This window comes from Rhodoferax sp. AJA081-3, from assembly GCF_017798165.1.
In the GTDB taxonomy this organism is placed as follows: domain Bacteria; phylum Pseudomonadota; class Gammaproteobacteria; order Burkholderiales; family Burkholderiaceae_C; genus Allorhodoferax.
In genome coordinates, this window is sequence record NZ_CP059068.1 from 3,291,638 (window position 1) to 3,314,290 (window position 22,653).

The 22,653-nt window shown below is 60.3% G+C and carries 21 protein-coding genes; 16 read left to right on the top strand and 5 right to left on the bottom strand.

Translation table 11 applies throughout. The annotated features are described in order from the left end of the window. Positions 1-57 precede the first annotated feature (57 nt). A complete protein-coding gene (locus HZ993_RS15500) occupies positions 58-1,137 on the bottom strand; it encodes a GlxA family transcriptional regulator (protein ID WP_209393649.1) in 1,080 nt (359 codons plus the stop codon). A gap of 144 nt (positions 1,138-1,281) precedes the next feature. Here HZ993_RS15500 and HZ993_RS15505 point away from each other — a divergent pair, with 144 nt between their 5' ends. From HZ993_RS15505 to HZ993_RS15545, 9 genes are all read left to right on the top strand, one after another. Further along, positions 1,282-2,148, top strand: coding sequence for an ABC transporter substrate-binding protein (locus HZ993_RS15505; RefSeq protein ID WP_209393650.1), 867 nt, complete (start codon positions 1,282-1,284; stop codon positions 2,146-2,148). Between the two features lie 63 nt (positions 2,149-2,211). Then, on the top strand, positions 2,212-3,000 hold the full coding sequence (locus tag HZ993_RS15510; protein WP_209393651.1) for an amino acid ABC transporter ATP-binding protein: 789 nt from the start codon (positions 2,212-2,214) through the stop codon (positions 2,998-3,000). Next, on the top strand, positions 3,000-3,656 hold the full coding sequence (locus tag HZ993_RS15515) for an amino acid ABC transporter permease (RefSeq protein WP_209393652.1): 657 nt from the start codon (positions 3,000-3,002) through the stop codon (positions 3,654-3,656). Before HZ993_RS15510 ends, HZ993_RS15515 begins: the two co-directional genes overlap by 1 nt. Next, positions 3,653-4,339 (top strand): amino acid ABC transporter permease, encoded by a 687-nt coding sequence (locus tag HZ993_RS15520; RefSeq protein WP_209393653.1) that lies wholly within the window; start codon positions 3,653-3,655, stop codon positions 4,337-4,339. The genes HZ993_RS15515 and HZ993_RS15520 overlap by 4 nt, the downstream gene beginning before the upstream one ends. A gap of 11 nt (positions 4,340-4,350) precedes the next feature. Further along, on the top strand, positions 4,351-5,766 hold the full coding sequence (locus HZ993_RS15525; RefSeq protein ID WP_245213651.1) for an amidase: 1,416 nt from the start codon (positions 4,351-4,353) through the stop codon (positions 5,764-5,766). Positions 5,767-5,781: 15 nt separating this feature from the next. Next, positions 5,782-6,678 carry an amino acid ABC transporter substrate-binding protein gene (locus tag HZ993_RS15530; protein WP_209393655.1) on the top strand — a complete coding sequence of 299 codons (897 nt, stop codon included), beginning with the start codon at positions 5,782-5,784 and terminating at the stop codon, positions 6,676-6,678. Positions 6,679-6,762: 84 nt separating this feature from the next. Then, positions 6,763-8,361 (top strand): methyl-accepting chemotaxis protein, encoded by a 1,599-nt coding sequence (locus tag HZ993_RS15535; protein ID WP_209393656.1) that lies wholly within the window; start codon positions 6,763-6,765, stop codon positions 8,359-8,361. Between the two features lie 12 nt (positions 8,362-8,373). Continuing rightward, complete coding sequence (locus HZ993_RS15540) at positions 8,374-9,327, top strand: ornithine cyclodeaminase family protein (RefSeq protein ID WP_209393657.1); 954 nt, start codon at positions 8,374-8,376, stop codon at positions 9,325-9,327. Continuing rightward, positions 9,324-10,535, top strand: a complete 1,212-nt coding sequence (locus tag HZ993_RS15545) for a D-amino acid dehydrogenase (protein WP_209393658.1) — start codon at positions 9,324-9,326, stop codon at positions 10,533-10,535. Before HZ993_RS15540 ends, HZ993_RS15545 begins: the two co-directional genes overlap by 4 nt. A gap of 34 nt (positions 10,536-10,569) precedes the next feature. On the opposite strand, the gene HZ993_RS15550 is transcribed toward HZ993_RS15545, so the two are convergent. After that, the gene (locus tag HZ993_RS15550) at positions 10,570-10,953 is read right to left on the bottom strand and encodes a hypothetical protein (RefSeq protein ID WP_209393659.1); all 384 of its coding nucleotides are present in this window, start codon (positions 10,951-10,953) and stop codon (positions 10,570-10,572) included. 37 nt (positions 10,954-10,990) lie between these two features. Continuing rightward, the gene (locus tag HZ993_RS25105; RefSeq protein WP_209393660.1) at positions 10,991-11,338 is read right to left on the bottom strand and encodes a hypothetical protein; all 348 of its coding nucleotides are present in this window, start codon (positions 11,336-11,338) and stop codon (positions 10,991-10,993) included. 355 nt (positions 11,339-11,693) lie between these two features. On the opposite strand from HZ993_RS25105, the gene HZ993_RS15560 reads away from it, so the two are divergent. Further along, entirely contained in the window at positions 11,694-14,048 is a 2,355-nt protein-coding gene (locus HZ993_RS15560; protein WP_209393661.1) for a TonB-dependent siderophore receptor, read from the top strand. 131 nt (positions 14,049-14,179) lie between these two features. After that, positions 14,180-15,868, top strand: a complete 1,689-nt coding sequence (locus tag HZ993_RS15565) for an NAD(P)-binding protein (protein ID WP_209393662.1) — start codon at positions 14,180-14,182, stop codon at positions 15,866-15,868. A 21-nt stretch (positions 15,869-15,889) separates the two neighbouring features. On the opposite strand, the gene HZ993_RS15570 is transcribed toward HZ993_RS15565, so the two are convergent. Further along, positions 15,890-16,819: a LysR family transcriptional regulator gene (locus tag HZ993_RS15570; RefSeq protein WP_209393663.1), complete on the bottom strand. Its 930-nt coding sequence runs from the start codon at positions 16,817-16,819 to the stop codon at positions 15,890-15,892. 272 nt (positions 16,820-17,091) lie between these two features. On the opposite strand from HZ993_RS15570, the gene HZ993_RS15575 reads away from it, so the two are divergent. From HZ993_RS15575 to HZ993_RS15590, 4 genes are all read left to right on the top strand, one after another. Beyond that, positions 17,092-17,424 (top strand): DUF4148 domain-containing protein, encoded by a 333-nt coding sequence (locus HZ993_RS15575; RefSeq protein ID WP_209393664.1) that lies wholly within the window; start codon positions 17,092-17,094, stop codon positions 17,422-17,424. A gap of 131 nt (positions 17,425-17,555) precedes the next feature. Then, positions 17,556-18,167 carry a hypothetical protein gene (locus HZ993_RS15580; RefSeq protein ID WP_209393665.1) on the top strand — a complete coding sequence of 204 codons (612 nt, stop codon included), beginning with the start codon at positions 17,556-17,558 and terminating at the stop codon, positions 18,165-18,167. A gap of 100 nt (positions 18,168-18,267) precedes the next feature. Beyond that, a complete protein-coding gene (locus tag HZ993_RS15585) occupies positions 18,268-19,035 on the top strand; it encodes a ParA family protein (protein WP_209393666.1) in 768 nt (255 codons plus the stop codon). Between the two features lie 94 nt (positions 19,036-19,129). After that, positions 19,130-19,933 (top strand): ABC transporter substrate-binding protein, encoded by an 804-nt coding sequence (locus HZ993_RS15590; protein ID WP_209393667.1) that lies wholly within the window; start codon positions 19,130-19,132, stop codon positions 19,931-19,933. A 96-nt stretch (positions 19,934-20,029) separates the two neighbouring features. On the opposite strand, the gene HZ993_RS15595 is transcribed toward HZ993_RS15590, so the two are convergent. Continuing rightward, positions 20,030-20,413 carry an S-adenosylmethionine decarboxylase family protein gene (locus HZ993_RS15595; RefSeq protein ID WP_209393668.1) on the bottom strand — a complete coding sequence of 128 codons (384 nt, stop codon included), beginning with the start codon at positions 20,411-20,413 and terminating at the stop codon, positions 20,030-20,032. Positions 20,414-20,510: 97 nt separating this feature from the next. Here HZ993_RS15595 and tkt point away from each other — a divergent pair, with 97 nt between their 5' ends. Then, complete coding sequence (gene tkt, locus HZ993_RS15600; protein WP_209393669.1) at positions 20,511-22,598, top strand: transketolase; 2,088 nt, start codon at positions 20,511-20,513, stop codon at positions 22,596-22,598. The last annotated feature ends 55 nt before the right edge of the window (positions 22,599-22,653 follow it).

Here is a 22,653-nt window from a genome sequence, read left to right on the forward strand (position 1 = left end):
TAGCCCCCGAATTAATTGCCTAATACGCTATTAATTTCGGAGTAAATGGCAAGCGCATCAGGCTTCCTTGGATTGCAGGGCCTTGCGCAAACGTCCCGGTGTTACCCCATAGAGCTGCTGAAAATGCCGTATGAAATGTGAAGCATCGGCGAACCCGCACTCGTAGGCGATGGTGCTGACCGGTGAGTCTGTAGAGGTGAGCATCCACCTGCCGTACTTCAACCGAGAGTTCCTATAAAACTCCGATGGGGGCGTGTTGGTCTCGGCCAGGAAAACACGTTCAAGCTGGCGGCTGCTGGCCTTGACAATCTTGGCGATGACCGAGATCTCCAACGGGGTGGTGATGTTTTTCTCCATCAAGACAATTGCCTGTCGCAGCTTGTCGTTGTCAGCAGATGCGTAACCCAGGGCACGTCGGCGCGCCATGTGTGAAATCGACGACTTTTGCGAGACGGTCATTTGGTGTACGACCTTGGCGGCCCGGTCTGGCCCGCAGTGCATGCGGATCAGCTCGGTCGCCAATTCAATAATGGAAATTCCCCCCGCGCAGGTGATGCGATCACCATCAATGATGTAGTCGCAATTGGTCGTAAAGGCCAGATCGGGAAAGGTCTCTTGCCAATCAGTCACATGGAATGGGTGGACGCAGGCCATCCTTCCATCCATAAATCCGTGCTTGGCCAATGCAAAACTGCCGGTGCAAATGCCAATCAGCGGAACCTTCATCTTGGTCGCCGCCTTGAGGAACTGCAAACCGACAGGGTCGGCGGTTTTCATGGATGGCAGCAGTCCCCCGATAACCGCCACATAGTCAAAGTTGCCATCCGATGCGGCGGCGCTCGTGGCAGGAACCTCGACACCACAACTGGATGCGACGGCTTTGCCTGTCGCGCTGAGAACGGTCCACGTGCAACGGACCTGACGGCTTTGGTCGCCCAAATCCGCTGCATGGCGCAAGGCATCACAAAGCCCGGCCAGTGACAACAAGGGAAATCGGGGCCACAGAAAAATGCCGATGCGTAGCTCGACCCCCGAAGCTTTGGGCGTGGTCTTGGCCTTCGCGGTGTCTAGCCGGCCTACGAGTTGAGCGCCAATTTCCTCTGCGTCCGTTCGTCGTATCACGTCAGCTTTTGCCATGGGGGTGACTCGATTTTGGTGTTTTTTCTGGATGTCGCATCCGTTCAATTTACACGCTAGAGCCTCCTATGACAAGTTGATGACGCTTCATACCATCACACCCGTCAGTTAACGATTCCTATCAACACCACCAGGAGTTCATCCATGAAGAAATCTTTCCTCGCACGCATGTTGAGTGCGATTCTTGTCGCCGGAGCCTTGTTGCCGGGGGCGCATGCCCAGGCGGTGCAGACTGTAGAAAAAGACGCCTTTACGATTGCGTTTACCGGGGACATGCCCGGCACGGGTTATCAAGACGGCGCCATGATTGGCTACGACGGCGAAATCCTCCAGCGCGTGGCAGATGCCATCAAACTCAAAGTCAAACCCGCTCTGATGGAATGGTCTGGCACCATCGCCTCGGTGCAAGCCAAACGGGTGGACGTGATGGCGGGAACCATGGGCTGGACGGAACAGCGCTCCAAGATCATGACGCTGAGCGACCCCATCCACTATTTCAAGAACGGCATCACCCAGTCCAGCAAGACCAACTGGTCTCAGCTCAAGGATTTGGAAGGCAAGAAGGTCGGCACGATTACGGGTTTTTCCTTCATCCCCGAGCTGCGCAAAATCAGTGGCTTGCAACTGACGATGTATGACACATCCGACGCGGCGGTACGCGACTTGCTGGCGGGTCGGATTGACGCGGTGATTGGCGACCCGCCGGTCATGCAGTACGCCATCTCGCGCAATGCGCAGTGGAAGCTCAAGTTCAACGCTTTCGTCGATAACAACCCTGACTACCCATTGCTGACCGGGCTGGGCCAGGTGGTGTTTGGTTTGAACAAAGACAACCCCGAATTGGCCAAGGCGGTGAATGCGGAGATCGCCAAGCTGTGGCAGAGCTGCGACCTGAAGAAGATTGGCGCCAAGTACGGCCTGGTGCAAGACGTTTGGTATGTCCCCGCAGGCCAGAACTTCCGCGCCGGTGTAGACCGCCCGGCCGACTGGAAACTGCCAGGCTGCAAATAAATCCAGCAACGTTGAATGACGGGAGCGCGTTGGCGCGCTCCTGCGCCCTGAACACCGAAACCTATGAACAACACACTCTTAAGAGTCGATGGGCTGAAGAAAAGCTACGGCGATCTCGACGTGCTCAAGGGCATCTCCTTTGACCTGAGCAAGGGCGAAACCCTGTCGCTGATCGGCCCCAGCGGCTCGGGCAAGTCCACCTGTCTGCGTTGCCTGAATTTTCTGGAACGTCCTGACACTGGTTCCGTCTTTCTGGAAGATGAACGCATTGGGCAACTGCCGGATCGGCGCGGGGCCATGCGCTTCATGAACGACAGAGAGCTGGCGCCCCAGCGGCGTGAGATCGCCATGGTCTTTCAGTTGTTCTATTTGTGGCCACACCTCAATGTTCGGGACAACGTGGCGCTGGGTTCCATCAAGGCGGGTGGAATGTCCAAGGCCGAAGCCTACGAACTCGCCGACGCCATGCTGGACAAAGTCCATCTTTCCAAGAAAGCTACCGAGTACCCTGAACGCCTTTCGGGTGGGCAGCAGCAGCGTGTTGCCATTGCACGTGCATTGGCGCAGCAGCCCAAGCTCATACTGTTCGACGAACCCACGTCGGCGCTCGATCCTGAGTTGGTTGGTGAGGTGCTGACCGTCATCCGGGAGCTGGCCGAAGAGGGCCGCTCCATGATTTTGGTGACCCATGAAATCCGCTTCGCCAGAGACGTCGCGGACCGCGTGATCTTCATGGAAGGCGGGCACATTGTCGAGCAGGGCCTGGCGGCAGACGTCATCGACCGCCCCCAGTTGGCGCGCACGCGCAACTTCCTTGGTCAGGTTTCAGACCCCCACGGAGCGGTGCAGTGATGCCGCAGTTTGAAATATTCGCGACCATTCTGAGCACGCTGATGGGTGGCGCCGTCACGGCCGTTCAGATCGCGGTGGGCGCGTTTGCCATTGCGGTGGCCGTGGGAATGCTAATGGCCATTGCCGTCACGTTCACACATCTGCGCATGCTGAGGCTGCTTATCGCCGCTTATATCGAGTGGATGCGTAACGTGCCGGCCTTGGCCCATTTGTTTGTGATCTATTTCGGCCTGGCGACCTTCGAAATCCGGCTCACGCCCTTGGTGGCCGCGATTTTGGGTCTTGGCATGGTGGGCGCAGCGGTTTTATGCGATGTCTTCGTCGCGGGGCTTAAAAGCCTGCATGCAGGTCAGCGTGAAGCGGCTCTGTCCGTAGGCTTGACGCCACGGCAAACCTTGCTTCACATCCTGCTTCCACAAATGTTGCGCGTCACTTGGCCATCGCTGGGCAACTACACCAGTCAACTGCTCAAAGACACCTCCATTGCATCCGCAATCGCCGCACCAGAAATCATGTTCTTCGCCCGGAATTTGGTGACTTCAACCTTTGAGACCACCTTGATCTATCTCGCGGCCATGCTGCTATACGCCAGCGTTGTCCTGCCCATCAGTTGGGGATTTGCCATGACCGAACGCCGTATGGAGAACAAACGATGAACAGCTTCATGTCGGATTTCTACCAGTATTGGCCTGAATGGTGGCCTCGCCTTGCTGAAGCCGCAAAGATGACGGCCAAGCTCTCGTCCGCTGGTTTTGCGCTGGCCTTGCTGGTCGGGGCCATTCTGGTCGCCATGATTCGGGGCGGCAACCCGGTACTGCGCTTCGCTGCCAACTTTTTCATCCAGTTCGTGCGCACGGTGCCACTGCTGGCCCTGTTGCTGGCGCTGTACTTTGCGCTGCCCCCGCTCGGGATCACACTGCCGGGTTTCTGGGCGGGTGTACTGGGCTTGGGTTTGCACGGGGCTGCCTACGTGGCCGAAATCTTGCGCGGGGGGCTGCAGTCCCTGCACCGTGGGCAGCGTGAAGCCGCTCTGTCGGTCGGGCTGGCACCGCGCCAGGTCTTCCTGCACGTGGTGTTTCCCCAGGCGCTACGCGTGATGCTGGCGCCGCTGGTCAACACCTATGTGGCGCTTTTGAAAGACAGCTCCCTGTGCGCACTGATTGCCACGGACGAGCTCATGCTCGTGGCCCGCGCCATGTCCAGTGAATACTTCCTGCCGCTGCACATATTCCTGCTGGTGGGTGTCTTCTATTTCGCGATCGCCTTCCCCCTGTCCATGCTGTCACGCGTGCTGGAGCAACGTCTTTCGCGTGGCCGAAGGGTCATGGGTGCCACATGAGGGATAACGCAATGACTTACGCATCGATCGAGGCCACGCTCAAAGCCCTGGACAGCGGAGAGATGGACAGCACGACCTTGGTTGCAAACCAGTTGGCACGTGTGGAATCTTTGGATACCAAGCTGCACGCCTATGTGGATGTCTACCGAGAAGAAGCCCTACAGGTCGCACGCGGCCTGGACAAGCTGCGGCAAGCCGGGCACACCATTGGTCCGCTGCATGGTGTCACCCTGGCAATCAAGGATCTATTTGAGATCGAGGGGCGCCCCATCACCGGCGGTTCGCGGTCGCTGCCGCCACGGACCTCCTTGATCACGGCCACGGTGATCAAGCGCTTGAAAGCTGCCGGCGCCATCATTCTGGGCAAAACGCACACCGTGGAGTTCGCGTTTGGCGGTTGGGGAACCAACACAACCATGGGCACACCCTGGAACCCCTGGGACATGGCGGTCCATCGGATTCCGGGTGGCTCTAGCAGCGGCTCCGCCGTGGCGGTTGCGGCGGGCATGGCCTGCGCGGCATTGGGAACCGATACCGGTGGCTCCGTTCGCATCCCCGCAGGGCTTTGCGGCCTGGTCGGGCTCAAGACCACACACGGTCTTATTAGCCGGTATGGCCTGATTGATCTGTGCCCGACCCACGACACCGTAGGCACACTCACGCGCACGGTGAGAGACAGCGCTACGCTGCTGGACGTTTTGGCCGGAGCCGACCCGCGCGACAAGGAATCCAGTATTTCGCCATCCCGCTCAGTCTCCAAAGACCTGGAGAAAGAAGTTAGAGGGATGCGGGTATGGGTCCTGCCCGACGCGGAACGCTGCGACGTAGACCCAGAAGTTTTGGACGCGTATGACCGGTCGCTGGTGGTCTTGCAAGGGCTTGGCATGCGCTTGGTGGACAAGCCGCTACCGCAAAGCCTGAGCCAATCCATGCGTGTTGCAGGCAGCCTGATGAGTGCCGAGGGCTACGCCAATCTGGGCACGCTGTTCGAACGCGACGGGCTGGAATTCGACCCCAATATCAAGCGGCGCATTCTGCTCGGCCGCGACATACGGGCCGCGCAATACATTGACCTGCTTCAGGAGCGGGAGGTCGCCAAAGCCCTGATGGCTGAGGCAATGGACGGTATTGACGTTTGTGTGTTTCCGACCAACGCAATCACTGCCATCCCGGTCAGCGAGGTTGACGAACTGGCCACACCCCTGTCCAGGCTCGGCCGATTTGTGAACCTGCTGGACCTGTGTTCGGTGGCGGTGCCCGCCGGGCTTTCATCCGGTGGTCTGCCCATTTCGATCCAGATCATTGGGCGCGCCTTTGCCGAGCCGACCATCTTGCGGGCCGCATTCGCGTTTGAAAAGGCCACATCCTGGGGCCTGGCCCATCCGTCAGGGCTGGATCACCTTGGGTCGGTAGCGCAAGCAACTTAACAGCAGGTTCGCACCATGCCGTACACCTTGTCTTCCCCTTTTGCCAGATCCTTCGTGGTCGCGACACTTGTGCTCCTGGGCGCTGCAGGGTACGCATCCGCCCAGACGGCTGACAGCGCGACGCTGACGCGCATCGCCCATACGGGGCTGGTGCGGGTGGGATACATCCCCACGCCGGGAACCTTCGCCTTTCAGGACCCGCAGGGGCAAACGCTGGGTTACTCCATCGACTTGTGTCTGCGGGTGATTGAGAACGTTCGCAAAACGCTGAAGCGCTCCGACCTCAAGGTCAGCTACACCCCGATCAAGGGCGCTCAGCGCATTCCGCTGTTGAAGGCAGGTGAGATTGACATTGAATGTGGTGGCAATACCAACACGGCTGCGCGTCAGAAAGAGGTGGATTTTTCGCACACTTTCTTCACGACGGGGGCGCGCCTGCTTGCTAAAAAATCCTTCAAGGTTGAGAAAAACGCCGACTTGTGGAAGAGACGCGTTGCGGTCAGCAAAGGAACCACCGCTGAAACCTTGGTCCATCAGCTCAAGGTGGAGCAGAACCTGGAAGTGTTTACGGTGGCCACCGACCCCGAGGGAGTCGCGTTGGTGGAGGCTGGAAAAGTTGATGCCTTTGCGCAGGACGACATCCTCTTGTATGGCCTCATCGGACAGTCCCAGCACGGGGAGCTGCTATGGGTCACCGGACGATTCATGTCCGTGGAGCCCTACGCTTTTATGCTGCCCAAAGGTGACGCGGGTTTTCGTGAAATTGTTGACAAGACCATGCTGGCGCTGATGTCGTCCGGCGAGCTGTTGACCATCTACAAAAAGTGGTTTGACACGGAAAAACTTCGCGTCCCCATGAATGTCCATATGAAGGAAAACATCAAGTTTCCAAACAAGTATGGTATTCCGTGAGCGGTCTTGCAATGGCCACGTTGACCCGTAGCCGCATTTACATATGCGCATCCCAAGAGTCACCTTCTCGCTCGGAGTAAAGCCATGTCCTTCTTGCTGAATGTCAGTATCCGATCCCGCTTCTACATCGTTCTGGTTTCCGTCTCGTTGTCATTGTGCGTGCTGGGCATCTGGGGCTGGGTATCGGGTGCCCACGCCAGTAGAAATACAGCAGAGCTCTTCATCCGGTCTAATACCGCCGCAGCCGACATCTCCATGTTGCGAGAGTCATTGAGTCTGGTCCGCCGTTGGGAGAGTTCCGCCCTGGCCGTCGGGACGTCCAACGCAACACAAGTTCAGACCTTGATAAAGGCATGGAAAGCGGAGATCGCGCGTGCCCACCAAGCAGCGGAGCAAATTGTGCTGGCGAATCCTGGAAACGCAGAGATTGCTACTTTGGTAGCGACCCAAACCCGGTTGATGCGCGACTATGTTGTGGTGATGGAGCCCACGCTGGATCAGCTACAGATGGCAGTCATCGATGGACTGTCGGCCCTGGCTTATTCCGCCAAGACAGAAAACACCTTGAAGGCCTTAGGCGAAAACACCGCGCAATTGACGAGCGCCCAGCAAAATGCAGCAGAGTCGGCACGGGAAGAGATGGCGACACAGTCCACCTCAGCGTCGTTGCTGCGTTTGGGATTGATAGCCCTGACCTTGTTGATATTTGCTCCCTTGATGTGGTGGACATTGCGGGCAGTTTGCCAACCTTTGGATCGTGCGGTTGCGTTGGCCCGGCAAATTGCAGACGGTGATCTCAGCCAGACCATCGTCGTGAGGGGTGAGGATGAAATGGCCCAGTTGCTTCTGGCACTGGATGCCATGCAGTCTGCACTCAGGCAGGTGGTTGGCGAGGTACGTGATGCGTCGGAATCGATCAAGCTGGCCAGTGCCGAGGTGGCCAGTGGCAATTTGGATCTGAGCCAACGCACCGAGCAAACCGCCAGCAAATTGCAAAGCACGGCGTCCTCCCTTTCTGAGCTGACAGGCGCCGTTTGGCAGTCTGCACAGTCTGCGAAGCAAGCCCATCACATTGCTTCGTCTGCTGCTGATGTTGCTGTCTTGGGGGGCCGGGCGGTATCGGAGGTGGTAGGCACGATGCATGCGATAACCCAGAGCTCCGGGAAGATTGCAGACATCATTTCCGTAATCGATGTTATTGCCTTCCAAACCAACATATTGGCCTTGAACGCCGCAGTGGAGGCGGCGCGTGCGGGAGAACAGGGACGGGGCTTTGCCGTTGTGGCCAGCGAGGTGCGCAACTTGGCCACACGTTCCGCACAGGCTGCCAAGGAAATCAAGACACTGATCGACTCCAGCGTACACCGGGTTCAAGAGGGTTCTCAATTGGCGTCGTCCGCAGGAGAGACCATGCAAGACATCGTGGCCTCGGCGCAGCGTGTGACGAGCACCGTTGCCGCGATCACGGAAACCGCAGTCGCGCAAAGCCAAAGCATTGAGCAAGTGAATGGCACCGTTGCAGAACTCGACCAAATGACGCAGCAAAACGCGGCGCTGGTGGAACAGAGCGCGGCTGCCGCCCAAGCCCTGCAAGACCAAGCGGAGAAGCTGGTGCGCGTCGTTGGCACGTTTCGCCTGGTGCCTGTTCCCATACCACACCAACAGCATTCCCTACTTCATTGAAACCTGAACACCATGCAACCTACCTATCTTGACGATGACACCATCTCCGTATTCCTGGACTACCCGCGTGTAGTCGCCATCCTGGACGAGGCGTTTGCCGATCTTGCCGTCGGCCGTGCTGAAATCCATGCGCGCCAGAGGACGGACAGTCTGAACTTGCGCTTAAGCACCATGGGTGCATTGTGGAATGCGCGGCAGGTCGGGGGTGTCAAGATTTATCCCACGGTTAGCGGGCAGTTTTCCTTTTTGATTACCTTGTTTGATCTAGAAACCAACCGACCCATCGCGGTGCTCGACGGTGCCGAAATCACCAAATTCCGCACCGCCGGGTTGACCGCACTGATAGCGTCCAAGACGGCTAGCCAACGGGTCAAGAAGCTTGCCTTGTTTGGCGCTGGCTTTCAAGGAACCGCCCAAGCGCTGGCGCTGTGTGCGGTCTTCCAGTTCGACGCAATATCCGTGGTCGACCCACTCGTGGACGATGCTTGGTGCAGCCGTCTGGCCTTGCAAACAGGCAGTGTTGTCAAGCGGTGCAGTCCTGAGGCTGCGACGTTGGATGCTGACATTGTGGTCACCGCCACGCGTTCACAGACGCCGGTGTTTGACGGCAACTGGCTCAAGCCGGGGGCCTTCGTTTCAGCGATTGGTATCAGTGCACCCAAGGGGCGTGAACTGGACGACGCGACCCTGTCCCGCGCCAATCGAATCATCGTGGAATGGAAGCCGCAGAGCTTGCGCGAAGCCGGTGAACTCGTGTTATGGCAAACCGACAACGCGTTGGAGCGTGAAAAAATTGTGGATCTACCGGAGCTCTACCGCCGGTCCGAACCTTGGCGCGGCAGTGAGGAAGACATCATCGTGGCCAAATCCGTGGGGGTTGGCCTCTCGGACGTCGCGTGTGCCTATCTGGCGTTCACCCGTAGTCAGCAAGTGCAAGAAACGCAAGCGAAGGGAGCTGCTGCGTGAAGGTCTGCGTTATCGGAGCCGGCGTCGTAGGATGCTCCACCGCATACCAACTGGCGCGCATGGGCTGTGATGTGCATCTGGTGGACGAGGCCACGGGTCCTGGATTGTTAACGAGCTATGCCAATGGCGCACAGCTTAGTTACAGCTACGTGGAGCCTCTGGCATCACCCCACACCTTGCGTGCGCTTCCGGGGCTGCTGGCGGCGCGCCACTCGCCACTGCGTTTCACGCCCAGACTGGACTGGCGGCAGTGGCGGTGGGGTCTTCAGTTTTTGCGCGCCTGCACCAGAAAACAGGTGGAAGACGGGACTAGCCAACTCCTGCGCTTGTCCCAACTCAGTCGCGACACCTTGGTGGAATGGATGCAGACTGAGGGCTGGTCGTTTGACCACAAAATCAACGGCAAACTCGTGCTCTGCCCCGACGACAACAGTCTGAAGCGCCAAGATGCGCAGATCCAGTTTCAAAGGCACCAGGGTTGCCATCAGCAGATTTTGAGTGCGGCTGAATGTGTCGAGAAGGAGCCCGCGCTGCAAAACTACTCTGGAAAATTTGCCGGTGGCGTATGGACGGCTGACGAACGGGTGGGTGACCCTTACAAGCTTTGCCTGGAACTGGTAAAGAGTGCGCAGCGCCTAGGCGCGACCGTGTCCTTCAATACCGCACTGCAGGACTTTGTGGTGCGTGGCGACCGCCTGACGCACGTGCGCACCGGCAAGGGGGAGTTGGTGGCGGATGCCTTTGTGCTGGCGACCGGCGTGCATGCGGCCGCCCATGCGGCCAAGCTGGGAATGCATGTGCCCGTCTACCCAATCAAGGGGTATAGCATCACCGTGCCGATGCGGGAGACCATTCGCGCCCCGCAGGTCAGCATCACAGAGCTGTCGCTGAAGACGGTTTTTGCGCCGTTGGGGCAGAATCTGCGCGTCGCTGCCATGGCTGAAATTGGCGAACAAGGCCTTTCGATTCCAGCAGCGCGCATCCAACAAATGCTTGCGTCGGTTGAGTCTGTTTTTCCGGGATTGTGTGACACGGAAACCTGCCAGCCTTGGGCGGGATTGAGACCCGCCACTCCAACATCTATTCCGATAGTGGGCCGCAGTAAATACAAGAATTTGTTCTTGAATGTAGGGCATGGTGCGCTGGGCCTGACGCTGGCCGCCGGTAGTGCGGTGGCGCTTTCGCAAGAGTTGATGGGTCCAGCGTGACGGTTGATTCTGTTGAAGGAATGGCGCGTGTGCATCAAGTCGCGCGCTGCAACAGTAGTGCACGCCACTTCCACTCCTGCGCCGCCAAGCTGCCCACAAAGATGGCCTCGGTAATCAGGTGGCCCAGCCCGAAAAGCGTCGCAGTGTTTGCATAGGCCACGGCGAGGCAGACACATACCAGGGACCAGAAACCGTTTGCGACCACCAGCAGCTTGATCAAGGGCATGGGCCGTTTGCTACGGGTGGCGAGGATAAATGAAAAGCTGGCGTAGAGCACATTGGCCGCGCCCATGAACAGCAGCAGTGTGTGGGGCAGGGCTTGCAGTTGGCTCAGCTGTGCGGTGAATAGCAACACCACGAATCCGACCAGAGCGCCGGCGGTGCAGTCTATCCAGAGGAGGTTGTTGGCGATTCGCATGGGTTGCAAGCCGTGAACCATTCACCTGCCTCTGCTCTTATTGGATGTCAATGGTGCGCGGCTGCGCGTCTGGGTAATACAGGCCCACGCACTGCCCATGCTTGTTGGTTGCGATCCACGGGTGGGTTAGGTAAGTGGACTGCGTATAACTCTCCCCGGGGGCCAAGGTTTGGTACAACACGCGCTTTCCTGTGTAGTTCAGCCACCAAATGCGTACTGCATGCGTGCCAATATTTTTAAAGACAACCTCGGTCGCGTGTTGCGCATGCAGCGAACGGGCCACCGGCTCTGCGTCGCAACGCGATGGCTGGGCAACGGCACCGGCGACCTGCCCCCACGCCAACAACAGGACCGCGCAGGGAAGCTTTACATTGCGAATGAACATCAGGTGAGCCGAAGCGATGGGGTAGACGCGAGAATTTTAGCGGCCTACCTACCAAGGGGGAATGTGTCCCGCAGAAGAGATGTACACCTGCGCCTGTAGCCGTGTTGTTGTCGGGGCTCACTACTGACCAGCAGCCCTTTACCCTCTCCCATAGATCCAAAGTGCCATCGCCGGTGATGTCACACGTTCAAATAGATCGCTATGCTATTGATAGTAAATTGAGCAATACCGACGGGGGCTACAGCCTGGTTTTATCAAAATACATTCGCAACTTTACCTTTGGGAAACTTTGAAGACAGCACTTTGGAATCTAATCGCAGCCAAGGGTCTTCAATAGAAAGCAAGGTGAACGGTCTTGGTACGCAAAGTAGGCAGACATACAACGCAAGGTGCACACCGCTGGGTAACAGCAGGCCTGTCGCTGGCTGCGCTGTGCAGCAGCTTGCACGCCCAGCCCGCAACACCGCAAGCCAACCCGGACCCGACTGCAGATGCGGCTGGCACCAGCAGCAGTAGCAATAGCAACAACAAACGCACCAATAGCGCCACCACGCCAGCACAGCGCCCCAACACCGAACTCAAACCCGTAGAAATCCGAGCCAGCAGCGACACCGAGCAGCGCCGACTCTCCACCGCCGCCAAGATCATCGTGGGCCGCGAAGACATCGAACTCTATGGCGACACGTCGATGGGTGAGCTGCTCAAGCGCCTGCCCGGCGTCACCGTGCAGGGCCGCGCGGGGCGTGGTGGTGCGCCGCGCATGCGGGGTCTGGGCAGTGGTTACACACAAATCCTGATCGACGGTGAACGGGTGCCGCGCGGCTTTTCGCTGGACGATTTGTCACCCGAAGAAATCGAGCGCATCGAGATCCTGCGCGCCCCCACGGCCGAGACCGGCGCGCGCGCCATTGCCGGCACCATCAACATCGTCACGCGGGGCGGCTACAGCAAACAGGTCAACACGCTGAAGCTGGGCCTGGGGCTGGAGAACGGCAACGCTGCGCCCAACATCGCATGGTCGCGCAATGACACGCTGGACAACGGCATGGTCTACAACTTCTCCGTGGCCGCCGACCACAACGCTCGCTCCAACGATGTGGTCAACACCACCCTGACCGAGAACCTGTCGGAGGGCAGCACGGTGCGCCAGACCGAGGCCGTGTCCAGCACCGGTGTGCGCGACGGCGTGCACGCCAATGTGCGCCTGCAGTGGCGCGGCAGCGGGGGCGACACCTTCATGCTGATGCCCATGGTTGCCGCCACACAGAACAGCGGTGACCGCACGACGCGCATCACGCAGACCACGACGGGCAACGGCATCGCCGACCTTCCCTACGACACCAGCACTGGCAGCACTGACAGCCGCTTCCACACCGCGCGCCTGGCCGGTGTGTGGACACACAAGATGGACGATGGTGCAAACCTGCGCCTGAGCGCCAACATGGGCCAGAGCGCGTGGACGAATGATTCCACACGGCAGAACACCAGCACCACACGTGGCACGGTGGCCCTCTCCAACCAGCACTCCGAGCAACAAGACCGCACGCTGAGCACGCAGCTCAAATACTCACGCACCGTGGCCGAAGACCACAGCCTGGTCACAGGCCTGGAGCTGGAGTCCAACCGCCGCAACGAGACGGCCACGCAATTGCTCAACGGCGAATCGCCACTCAGCGATTTTGATGGCAACCTCAGCGCCTCCAGCCTGCGCACCGCGGTGTATGTGCAGGACGAGTGGACCGTGAACCCGCACTGGGCGGCCCATGCCGGCCTGCGCTGGGAGGGCATCGCCACCACCGGCAGCGTCAGCACCGATGCGCCCAACGCCAGCAACCAGAGCCAGGTCGTCACACCGCTGTTCCACACCGTATGGCGGCCAGACTTGGCCAGCAAGGACCAGGTGCGCCTGAGCCTGACGCGCAGCTACCGCTCGCCCAATCTGCAGGACCTGATCGCGCGGCCCAGCATCAACAGCATGTTCCTGAACCGCGGCGCCAATACCGAGGTGCACCCGGACCGGGCCGGCAACGCCTTTTTGCAGCCCGAACTGGCGTCCGGCATAGACCTGGCCTTTGAACACTATGTGCCCGGCGGCGGCATGCTCAGCGCCAACGTCTTCGTCCGCCAGATCGAGAACCTGATGCGCAGCCAGACCACGCTGGAAACCGTGTCCTGGGCCGACGTGCCGCGCTGGGTGGCACGCAAACAAAACATTGGCAATGCAACAACGCAGGGTGTGGAGCTGGAAGCCAAGTTCCGCCTGAGCGAGATGTTTGCGGGCGCACCCAAGATCGATGTGCGCAGCAACCTGAGCCTGTTCCGCTCCCAGGTGCAGGGTATCAGCGGCCCCAACAACCGCCTGGACCAGCAGCCCGACGGCACGGCCAACCTGGGCGCCGATTACCAGATGACCAGCCTGCCGTTGAAGGTAGGCGGCAACCTGAACTGGACGCCCGAGTTCACCACCCGCCTGAGCGACGACCAGACCGTGTACCAGAGCAACAAGCTGGTGGCCGACGCCTACGCGCTGTGGACCATCACGCCGCGTTACCAGCTGCGTGTGTCCGTCAGCAACTTTGCCGCACGCGACTACACCACCGGCGGCAGCTTGCTGTCCACCAACCTGCAAGGGCAGACGCTGCGCGAGACCACTCAAACCATTGCGCCATCATTTGTGAATCTGCAAGCGCGGCTCGAAATCAAGCTATAGGAGGAGCCTGGGACGCCGGGCGTTCTGCGTAGGTAAAGGAGGAGCCCGCAGGCGTAAGCCGGAGGGCGGGGGACACGGAGCAGAACGTCCGGCGTCCCAGGATCCGGCCCCCGCCCACTATCATCGGACAGATGCAGCGACGCCATTTCTTGACCGCTGGCGTAGGCACCGCATGGGCCGCGACCGGATGCCAAGCCCCCGACCCTTACGCCCACATCACCGGCGGCTTCAGCGGTGCCCAGCCCGAGCGCGGCCACCACATGCGCGACATGTCGCAACCCGGCAAGACCTGGCCCAGCCCTGCGAAAACGTACAAGACCCGCGTACTGATCGCCGGTGGCGGCGTGGCCGGTCTGGCCGCAGCGCGTGCACTGCGCCTGCAGGGCATGGACGACTTTGCGCTCTTGGAGCTGGAAGACTCAGCCGGTGGCAATAGCCGCGGTGGCGTGGTGGCTGGCATCACCTGCCCGCTGGGCGCGCACTACCTGCCATTGCCCAGTGACGACGCGCCCGAGGTGCAGGACCTGCTGGAAGAGCTGGGCCTGCGCACGCGTGTGGCCGGCCGCTGGCAGTACGACGAACGCCACCTGTGCCACAGCCCGCAGGAGCGCCTGTTTTTCAACGGCGAATGGCAAGAGGGCCTGCTACCCCTGCACGGTGTGGATGAGGACACGCTGGCCCAGTACCAGAAATTTGCAGCCCTGGTGGAGCAGGCCAGAACTGCCGCCCGCTGGGCACTGCCTGTGCAAAATAGGCCCCTAGCCCCCGTGCAGGCTGTCTTGTGTGCTATTACTTTTGAAGCGTATCTGGCCCAACACGGTCTGCGTGACCCCCACCTGCGCTGGTACCTGGACTACTGCTGCCGCGACGACTACGGCGCCGGCATCGCCACCGTGTCGGCTTGGGCCGGCATCCACTACTTTGCCAGCCGCCACGGCTTCCACGCGCCGGGCACTGAGGGTGTGGAGCGTGAGGGTCTGTTGACCTGGCCCGAAGGCAATGCCTGGTTGACGCAACGTTTGGCCACGCCGCTGGGCGAACGTTTACACACGGGGCGTGTGGTGCTGCGCATCACCAGCGCCAAACACGGCGTCGAGGTGGATGCCTTCAACACCGCGACACGGGCCATGGAGCGCTGGAAGGCCGAACAGGTGGTGGTGGCGCTGCCAGTGTTTGTGGCGGCGCGTGTCGTGCAAAACGCGCCCGAGTTTTTGCGCCAGGCCGCCCGCCAGGTGGTCTATGCGCCGTGGCTGGTGGCCAACATCCACCTGGACCGCGCACTGCACGACCGCCCTGGCGCTGCCCCCAGTTGGGACAATGTGTTGTACGGCGGGCAGCACGGCGAAAGTGGTGGCGGGACAGTAGGCAGCGTCGGCCTGGGTTATGTCGACGCCACACACCAGAACCTACAAGCCCTGCCTGGCCCCACGGTGCTGACCCACTACCGCGCGCTGGGTGATGTGGCGGGTGGCGCCAGCGCCGGGCGCAAGCAGCTGCTGGACCAGCCCTGGGCCGCCTGGCGCAACGCCATACTGGCGGAGTTGTCTACGGCGCACCCTGATCTGGCGGCCAAGGCCACCCGCATGGACATCACCCGTTACGGGCATGCCATGGCCATCCCCATACCGAATGCCAATGGTCAAATCGGCCTACAGCCCCCGTCAAATATGGCGGTATCGCTATCAAAACAAAAGCGATCCAGTGCCCGCTACCCTACCCGCACCGTGCTGACCTGGGAGCGCCTGCGCTTCGCCCACAGCGACTGGGCGGGTTATTCGGTGTTTGAAGAGGCGTTTACCGCCGGCAACGCGGCCGTCTGACGGGCCCCGGCTCCAGCACGTTCATGCACCCGGCGTGTGCACCGTTCGTTCCGTCATCAGGTCACCAATAAAGTTCAGGAATGCACGCGTGCGTGCCGGAATCAGCTTGCGTGAGGGCACGGCGGCATACACCGTCAGGCGGCCGTGGATCCAGTCCGGCAGCACATGCACCAGGGCGCCGCTGGCCAGGTGCGGCGCCACCAGCAGGCGCGACAACACGGCCACACCGGCACCGTCCAGCGTGGCGCGGTACAGCAGGTCCATGCTGACCGATTGCAGCGCCACCGGCATGTCCACCTCCACCGGTTCGCCCGGGTAACTGATCGGGAGTAGTCGCAGGCGCCGGTTGCTGATGCCGCCACCTTGCTGGCGCGGAAACTTCAGGAAGTCGTGGTGCTGCAGGTCCTGCGGCAGGCGTGGGGTGCCCCGGCGCTGCAGGTAGCTGGGTGCCGCGCACAGAATCCACTCGGTGGTGGCCAGGGGCCGGGCCACCACATTGCCGTCGTATTCCTCGTCCACCGCCATGAAGGTCACATCAAATTCGTCCACGCGCCGCTGGGGAAAGGGGTCTATGGCAATCTCCAGCGCCACCTTGGGGTGCTGGCGCCGCCAATTGGCAATGTGCGGCGCCAGAAAGTAGGAGGCCAGCACCGGTGATGCCAGCACATGCACCGTGCCCTGCAACTCCTGGGTGCTGGTGCCCACGGCCGATTCGGCGTCGTCGATCTCGTTCAGGATGCTGCGCACCCGCAGCAGGTAGACCTCGCCCGCTGCGGTGAGCGCCAGCTTGCGCGTGGTGCGCTGCATCAGCCGCGCGCCCAGGTGCTGCTCCAGGTCGCCAAACAGCCGGGTCACGGTGGCCGGGGACATGTTCAGCGCACGGGCCGCGGCGGCAAAACCCCCGTCATCCACCACCCGCTGGAACACCCGCATGGATAAAAGTCGGTCCATAAACACCCCTAAACAGTTGAGGACAGGGCTGCGCTGCGCTTCGGTCTGTCCCGCAAAACATCAATAAGTAAGTTTTCAACCCCTGGATTATTTCATTTTCAGCAATGATGAATTACTGACCCGATGGTTTTTAATTTCGTTAATCGGAGTACAGTTCAACCCATCGATGAGCCGAAACACAAATAGACGACTCACCGAGGCTGGACAAGCCAGGGCCTAGCGGCCCACGACCTGCCCGGAAATGTCTAACCACTTTTGAAGGAAATTTCATCATGAAAAACGCAATCGCTACTACCGCTTTGGTCCTCGTCGCCGCTTTGGGCGCCACTTCCAGCTTTGCTGCTGACAGCTCGCCCCGCGCCCGTTTGAACAATACCGACACCAGCTCCTACTTCGCCAAATCGGCTCCCAGCGTGTTCAGCCGCAGCGAAGTGAAGGCCGAATTGACTGCTGCCGTGAAGACCGGCAACCTGCCAGCCATGGGTGAAAAATCCCTGGTGGCCGAGCCTTCGGTGACCAGCACCGTTACCCGCGCCGCTGTGAAGGCCGACTACCTGCAAGCCCAAAAGGCCGGCACTTTGCCTCCCATGGGCGACCGCGGTTAATACCTGCACTAACGAGCGCTAACACGCACACACCGGGTTGACCCCGGGGCTGGCCAGCGGTAACCCCGCAGTGCCAGATGCAATCCCGCCCACGAGGCGGGATTTGTCGTTGTGGGAACCTAGAATTGGCCATGGATTTCCTCACCCTCTCGATACTTGCCGCGATAGTGGCGTATTACTTCCAGCGCCGTGACGAGCACCGCCGCATCCTGTTGCTGGGCACCCATCTGGGCCAATACCAGATCGAAAAGCTGATGGAGACCCTGACCGAGGGTTATATGCGCGCACTGGGCGAGCCCAACCCCGAGCGCCAACAGCAGATCTGGAGCATGTTGACCACCACCGAGACCGCATTGGCCGAACAATTTCGCCGTTTTGTGGCCGACTTTTCCCGGTTGGATGCCGAAACCACCCGCGCCAGCAAGCTGCCCCTGTCGATTTTTTACACCCGCCGTTGGCTGCCGGGCACCACATTTGACTTTCGCCAGGCGCTGGCGGTACACGCCCAAGGCATTTGCCGCGTGATCGAGCGCGACGGGCAGCAGTCCATCAGTCCCAAAGACAAGGCGTTCACCCTGCTGGCCGAGCTGTTTTTGATGCAGCACAGCTGCCACTGGTTTTGCAAATCCAAGACGGTGGCCTCCACCCGGCTAGTGCTGCGCCACCAGACACCCTATGAAAAGGTGCTGGAATCGGTTGCACCGGCTACCCTGCAGGCCTACAACGCACTGGTAGCGGCATAAAAACCAGGCAGTTTGGCAATGTTCGGCCGCTAAACTTGCGGCCCCGGGCATCCCTCTTGCTTGGCCCCCATTCTTCTTCTATCCACCAAGGCACCCACCCATGCAGCACGTCGTTTTTAACCAAAAAGGGGGCGTTGGCAAGTCCACCATCACCTGCAACCTGGCCGCCATCAGTGCCTGGCAGGGCAAACGCACCCTGGTGATCGACCTGGACTCCCAGGGCAACTCCACCCGCTACCTGCTGGGTGCGGATATGCCCGAAGACCTGCCCAACGTGGCCGAGTTTTTTGAGCAAAGCCTGAAGTTCACGATCCGAGACAAGGGCGCCAGCGAATACATCGTCAACACCCAGTGGGAGGGCCTGGACCTTATGCCGTCCAGCCCGCTCTTGGACGAGTTACATAGCAAGCTGGAATCGCGCCACAAGATCTACAAGCTGCGCGACGCGCTGGAACTGCTGGCCGAAGACTACGACCAGATCTTCATCGACACACCACCAGCACTGAACTTCTACACCCGCTGCGCTCTGATCGCCGCCCAGGGTTGCCTGATCCCGTTTGACTGCGACGATTTTTCACGCCGCGCGCTGTACACGCTGTTGGAAAACGTGGCAGAAATCAAGGCGGACCACAACTCGGAACTGGAGGTCGAAGGCATCATCGTCAACCAATTCCAGGCCCGCGCCAACCTGCCCCAGCGCATGGTACAGGAGTTGATAGACGAAGGCCTGCCCGTGTTGCAGCCCTACTTGCGCTCGTCCGTGCGCATCCGCGAGTCGCACGAACAGTCCATGCCCATGATTTTTCTGGACCCCAGCCACACGCTGACCCAGGAATTTGTGGCCTTGCACGACGCGCTGGCGCAGTAGTCATTCCGACGCCAAGCGTGCCGGCGCATGGACAGTGCCGGCACAAGCTGCTACAAGACGGGTTCAATCCTCCCCGCCCGTGGTGCACAACAGAATGAGCCTCAGAATTTGCGTCAGTATGGTCTTGGTGCTGGGCGGCGCATGGGCTGGCGCAGCGCACGCGGTGTCGCTGTGCCCGGACCGCCCCATCAGCTTTGCACACTATGAGTTTGGATTGCTGTACAGCGAGGGGTATGGCGGCATTGACGACGATGTGCAGAAGGAACTGGCCAAACGCAGTGGCTGCAAGTTTGAGACCAGCCTGCTTCCCCGGGCGCGCATATGGATCGAACTGGAACGCGGCACGGTGGATATGGCAGGCTCAGGCATTCAAACGCCTGCGCGGGATAAGTTTGCATGGTTTGCCCACTACGTGGTGGAAGACAACCACGTCCACATCGGGCCCAAGGTGCCTGCCAGCGTCAAGTCCATGGCGGACTTTATTGCTGACCCGAATCTCACCGTGGGCGGTGTGCGCTCTTACAGCTACAGCCCCAACTACGACCGCCACGTACAGACCCTGATCGACGCCAAACGCTTCTACAGCGTCAACGACCCCATCATGCTGTACCGCATGTTTGACACGGGGCGGTATGACATCTTCATTGCGTCCCAGTTCTTATCACTGCACTATTTCAGAATCCTGCACCTGAAGCCGCCCAAACGCATCCAGGACTGGGACCCCGACCCGCCAACTCCCAGCGGCCTGGTGGTATCCAAAAAAACATTCACGCCCGCACAGGCCGAAGGTTGGCAGCGCCTTGTTACACAGATGCTGGCTGACGGAACGGTGCGCAAAATACTGGCCAAACACATGGGTGAAGACCTGGGACCCCGCGCCATGTACGGGCGCCCATGAGCTGGTTTTGGTTTGCAGCCATTACCAGGTCGATTATGGTCAAAAGTGCCTCTAGCCCCCGAATAATATAGTGATGTAGCTATTGCATTGATAGCATCAGACAGGAGCTTGCACTCCCCGCTGCAACGCCTGGCGCAGGGCCTGCTGGGGCGCAAACAGCGCTACCAGCGCATCCATCAGCTGTTGCGCCTTGGCCGAATGGTCCGCGCCAAAGTTGCACACATACACATCCACCGTCACACCCTTTTGTTCGGGCCAGGTATGCACACACAGGTGGGACTCGGCCAGCAGCACCGTGGCCGTGACGCCGCCTGGCCCTTGCGCGGTAGCGGGGAAGCTGTGGGCCAGCTGGTTGACCGGCTGCAGACCGGCCTGCACAACTTCCTGCGCACAGCGATCCAGCAGCCGTGCGGCGTCGGTTAGCCAGGTGTTTTCACACTGGCAATGGGTCAAATCAGCGGTGAGGTGAAGGCCTTGCATGGATGACGCGACTGTAGATTATTTTGGGCGCCAAGCGCCGCAAAGTAAAATAGCGGGTTTTCCCCAGCCCCCACCTTACTCCGGAGTCGCCCAGCCCATGGCCCCCACCCAAAACACCCAGCAAATGGCCAACGCCATCCGTGCACTCGCAATGGACGCCGTTCAGGCCGCCAATTCCGGCCACCCCGGCGCCCCTATGGGCATGGCCGACATGGCAGTGGCACTGTGGGACCAACACCTGAGCCACAACCCGACCAACCCCCACTGGTTGAACCGCGACCGTTTTGTGCTGTCCAACGGCCACGGCTCCATGCTGATTTATGCGCTGTTGCACCTGACTGGCTACAAGCTGCCCATGGCCGAGCTGAAAAACTTCCGCCAGCTGCACAGCAAGACCGCCGGCCACCCTGAAGTCGGCGTCACCCCCGGCGTGGAAACCACCACCGGCCCGCTGGGTCAGGGCCTGACCAATGCGGTCGGCATGGCATTGGCCGAGAAGCTGTTGGCCAGCGAATTCAACCGCAAAGACGGCGATGTTGAGCACACCGTTGTCGACCACCACACCTATGTCTTCATGGGCGACGGCTGCCTGATGGAAGGCATCAGCCACGAAGCCGCCGCACTGGCGGGCGCCTGGAAGCTGGGCAAGCTGATTGCGCTGTACGACGACAACGGCATCTCCATCGACGGCCAGGTTGCGCCCTGGTTCATCGACAACACCGCCCAGCGTTTTGTCGCCTATGGCTGGAACGTGATCGGCCCCATCGACGGCCATGACGTCACCGCCGTGTCCACCGCCATTGCCGAAGCCAAAAAGACCAATGACCGCCCCACACTGGTCATTTGCAAGACCCACATCGGCAAGGGCAGCCCCAACCGCGCCAACACCGCCAAGGCACACGGCGAACCGCTGGGCGCCGAAGAAATCAAGCTCACCCGCGAATCCATTGGCTGGAGCCACGCACCCTTTGTGGTGCCCAAAGAGGTGTATGCCGATTGGGACGCCAAAGAAGCCGGTAAGGCTGCTGAGCAGGCCTGGAAGGATAAGTTCGCCGCCTACCAGACCGCCTTCCCTGACCTGGCCAAGGAACTGGTGCGCCGCATGAAGGGTGACCTGCCCAAGAATTTTGTGCAGACCGCGGTCGATACCGTGATCGCCGCCCACCAAAAGGCCGAGACGGTTGCATCACGCAAGGCTTCACAACTGGCACTGGAAGCCTTCACCGCCGCCCTGCCCGAGTTGCTGGGTGGCAGTGCCGATTTGACAGGCTCCAACCTGACCAACACCAAGTCCACCCCCAATCTGCGCTTTGATGCGCTGACTGGCGCTGTCGTCAAGAACGAAGCCGGCCAAGGCGGCCGCCACATCAACTACGGCGTGCGCGAATTCGGCATGGCCGCCATCATGAACGGCGTGGCCCTGCACGGTGGCTTTATCCCTTACGGTGGCACCTTCTTGACCTTCAGCGACTACAGCCGCAACGCGATCCGCATGGCTGCGCTGATGAAGCAGCGCGTGATCCATGTGTTCACACACGACTCCATCGGCCTGGGCGAAGACGGTCCGACCCACCAGTCGGTCGAGCACGCAGCATCCCTGCGCCTGATCCCGAATCTGGATGTGTGGCGCCCGGGCGATACCGCCGAGACGGCCGTCGCCTGGACCGTGGCCTTGCAAAACAAGAGCAAGCCCACCGCGCTGCTGCTCTCCCGCCAGAACATCAGCTACGCGCCCAAGGGTGACTCCGCTGTGGCACCCGATGCCAGCGGCATCGACGCCATCAGCAAGGGTGCCTACGTGTTGGCCGAACCCACCGAAGTGGGTATGAAGAAGAAGGCCCAGGCAGTCATCATCGCCACTGGTTCCGAAGTGCAACTGGCCCTGCATGCACAAAAGGTTTTGGCCGAACGCAAGATCGCCGTGCGCGTGGTTTCCATGCCATCCAACACCACATTCGACACCCAAAGCGCGGCTTACAAGCTGGAAGTGCTGCCCGCAGGCCTGCCCCGTGTGGCGGTCGAAATGGGTTCCACCGACGGCTGGTGGAAGTACGGCGTGTCTGCCGTTGTCGGCCTAGACACCTTTGGTGAGTCGGCTCCCGCGCCGGTGCTGTTCAAGCACTTTGGCTTCACGGCTGAGAATGTGGCGGATACCGTGCAATCGGTGTTGCAGCGCAAAGCATAAAAAGGCGTTTGGCCTGGGGCACCCCACGCCAAAGCCCTGGTTTGGTTGAGCTTAG

Coding starts and splice junctions, on each gene's coding strand:
- HZ993_RS25105 (WP_209393660.1), bottom strand. CDS start 11,338: ATGTTCATTCGCAATGTAAAGCTTCCCTGCGCGGTCCTGTTGTTGGCG.
- HZ993_RS15520 (WP_209393653.1), top strand. CDS start 3,653: ATGAACAGCTTCATGTCGGATTTCTACCAGTATTGGCCTGAATGGTGG.
- HZ993_RS15540 (WP_209393657.1), top strand. CDS start 8,374: ATGCAACCTACCTATCTTGACGATGACACCATCTCCGTATTCCTGGAC.
- HZ993_RS15565 (WP_209393662.1), top strand. CDS start 14,180: ATGCAGCGACGCCATTTCTTGACCGCTGGCGTAGGCACCGCATGGGCC.
- HZ993_RS15590 (WP_209393667.1), top strand. CDS start 19,130: ATGAGCCTCAGAATTTGCGTCAGTATGGTCTTGGTGCTGGGCGGCGCA.
- HZ993_RS15580 (WP_209393665.1), top strand. CDS start 17,556: ATGGATTTCCTCACCCTCTCGATACTTGCCGCGATAGTGGCGTATTAC.
- HZ993_RS15575 (WP_209393664.1), top strand. CDS start 17,092: ATGAAAAACGCAATCGCTACTACCGCTTTGGTCCTCGTCGCCGCTTTG.
- HZ993_RS15595 (WP_209393668.1), bottom strand. CDS start 20,413: ATGCAAGGCCTTCACCTCACCGCTGATTTGACCCATTGCCAGTGTGAA.
- HZ993_RS15585 (WP_209393666.1), top strand. CDS start 18,268: ATGCAGCACGTCGTTTTTAACCAAAAAGGGGGCGTTGGCAAGTCCACC.
- tkt (WP_209393669.1), top strand. CDS start 20,511: ATGGCCCCCACCCAAAACACCCAGCAAATGGCCAACGCCATCCGTGCA.
- HZ993_RS15500 (WP_209393649.1), bottom strand. CDS start 1,137: ATGGCAAAAGCTGACGTGATACGACGAACGGACGCAGAGGAAATTGGC.
- HZ993_RS15505 (WP_209393650.1), top strand. CDS start 1,282: ATGAAGAAATCTTTCCTCGCACGCATGTTGAGTGCGATTCTTGTCGCC.
- HZ993_RS15515 (WP_209393652.1), top strand. CDS start 3,000: ATGCCGCAGTTTGAAATATTCGCGACCATTCTGAGCACGCTGATGGGT.
- HZ993_RS15570 (WP_209393663.1), bottom strand. CDS start 16,819: ATGGACCGACTTTTATCCATGCGGGTGTTCCAGCGGGTGGTGGATGAC.
- HZ993_RS15525 (WP_245213651.1), top strand. CDS start 4,351: ATGACTTACGCATCGATCGAGGCCACGCTCAAAGCCCTGGACAGCGGA.
- HZ993_RS15530 (WP_209393655.1), top strand. CDS start 5,782: ATGCCGTACACCTTGTCTTCCCCTTTTGCCAGATCCTTCGTGGTCGCG.
- HZ993_RS15510 (WP_209393651.1), top strand. CDS start 2,212: ATGAACAACACACTCTTAAGAGTCGATGGGCTGAAGAAAAGCTACGGC.
- HZ993_RS15550 (WP_209393659.1), bottom strand. CDS start 10,953: ATGCGAATCGCCAACAACCTCCTCTGGATAGACTGCACCGCCGGCGCT.
- HZ993_RS15535 (WP_209393656.1), top strand. CDS start 6,763: ATGTCCTTCTTGCTGAATGTCAGTATCCGATCCCGCTTCTACATCGTT.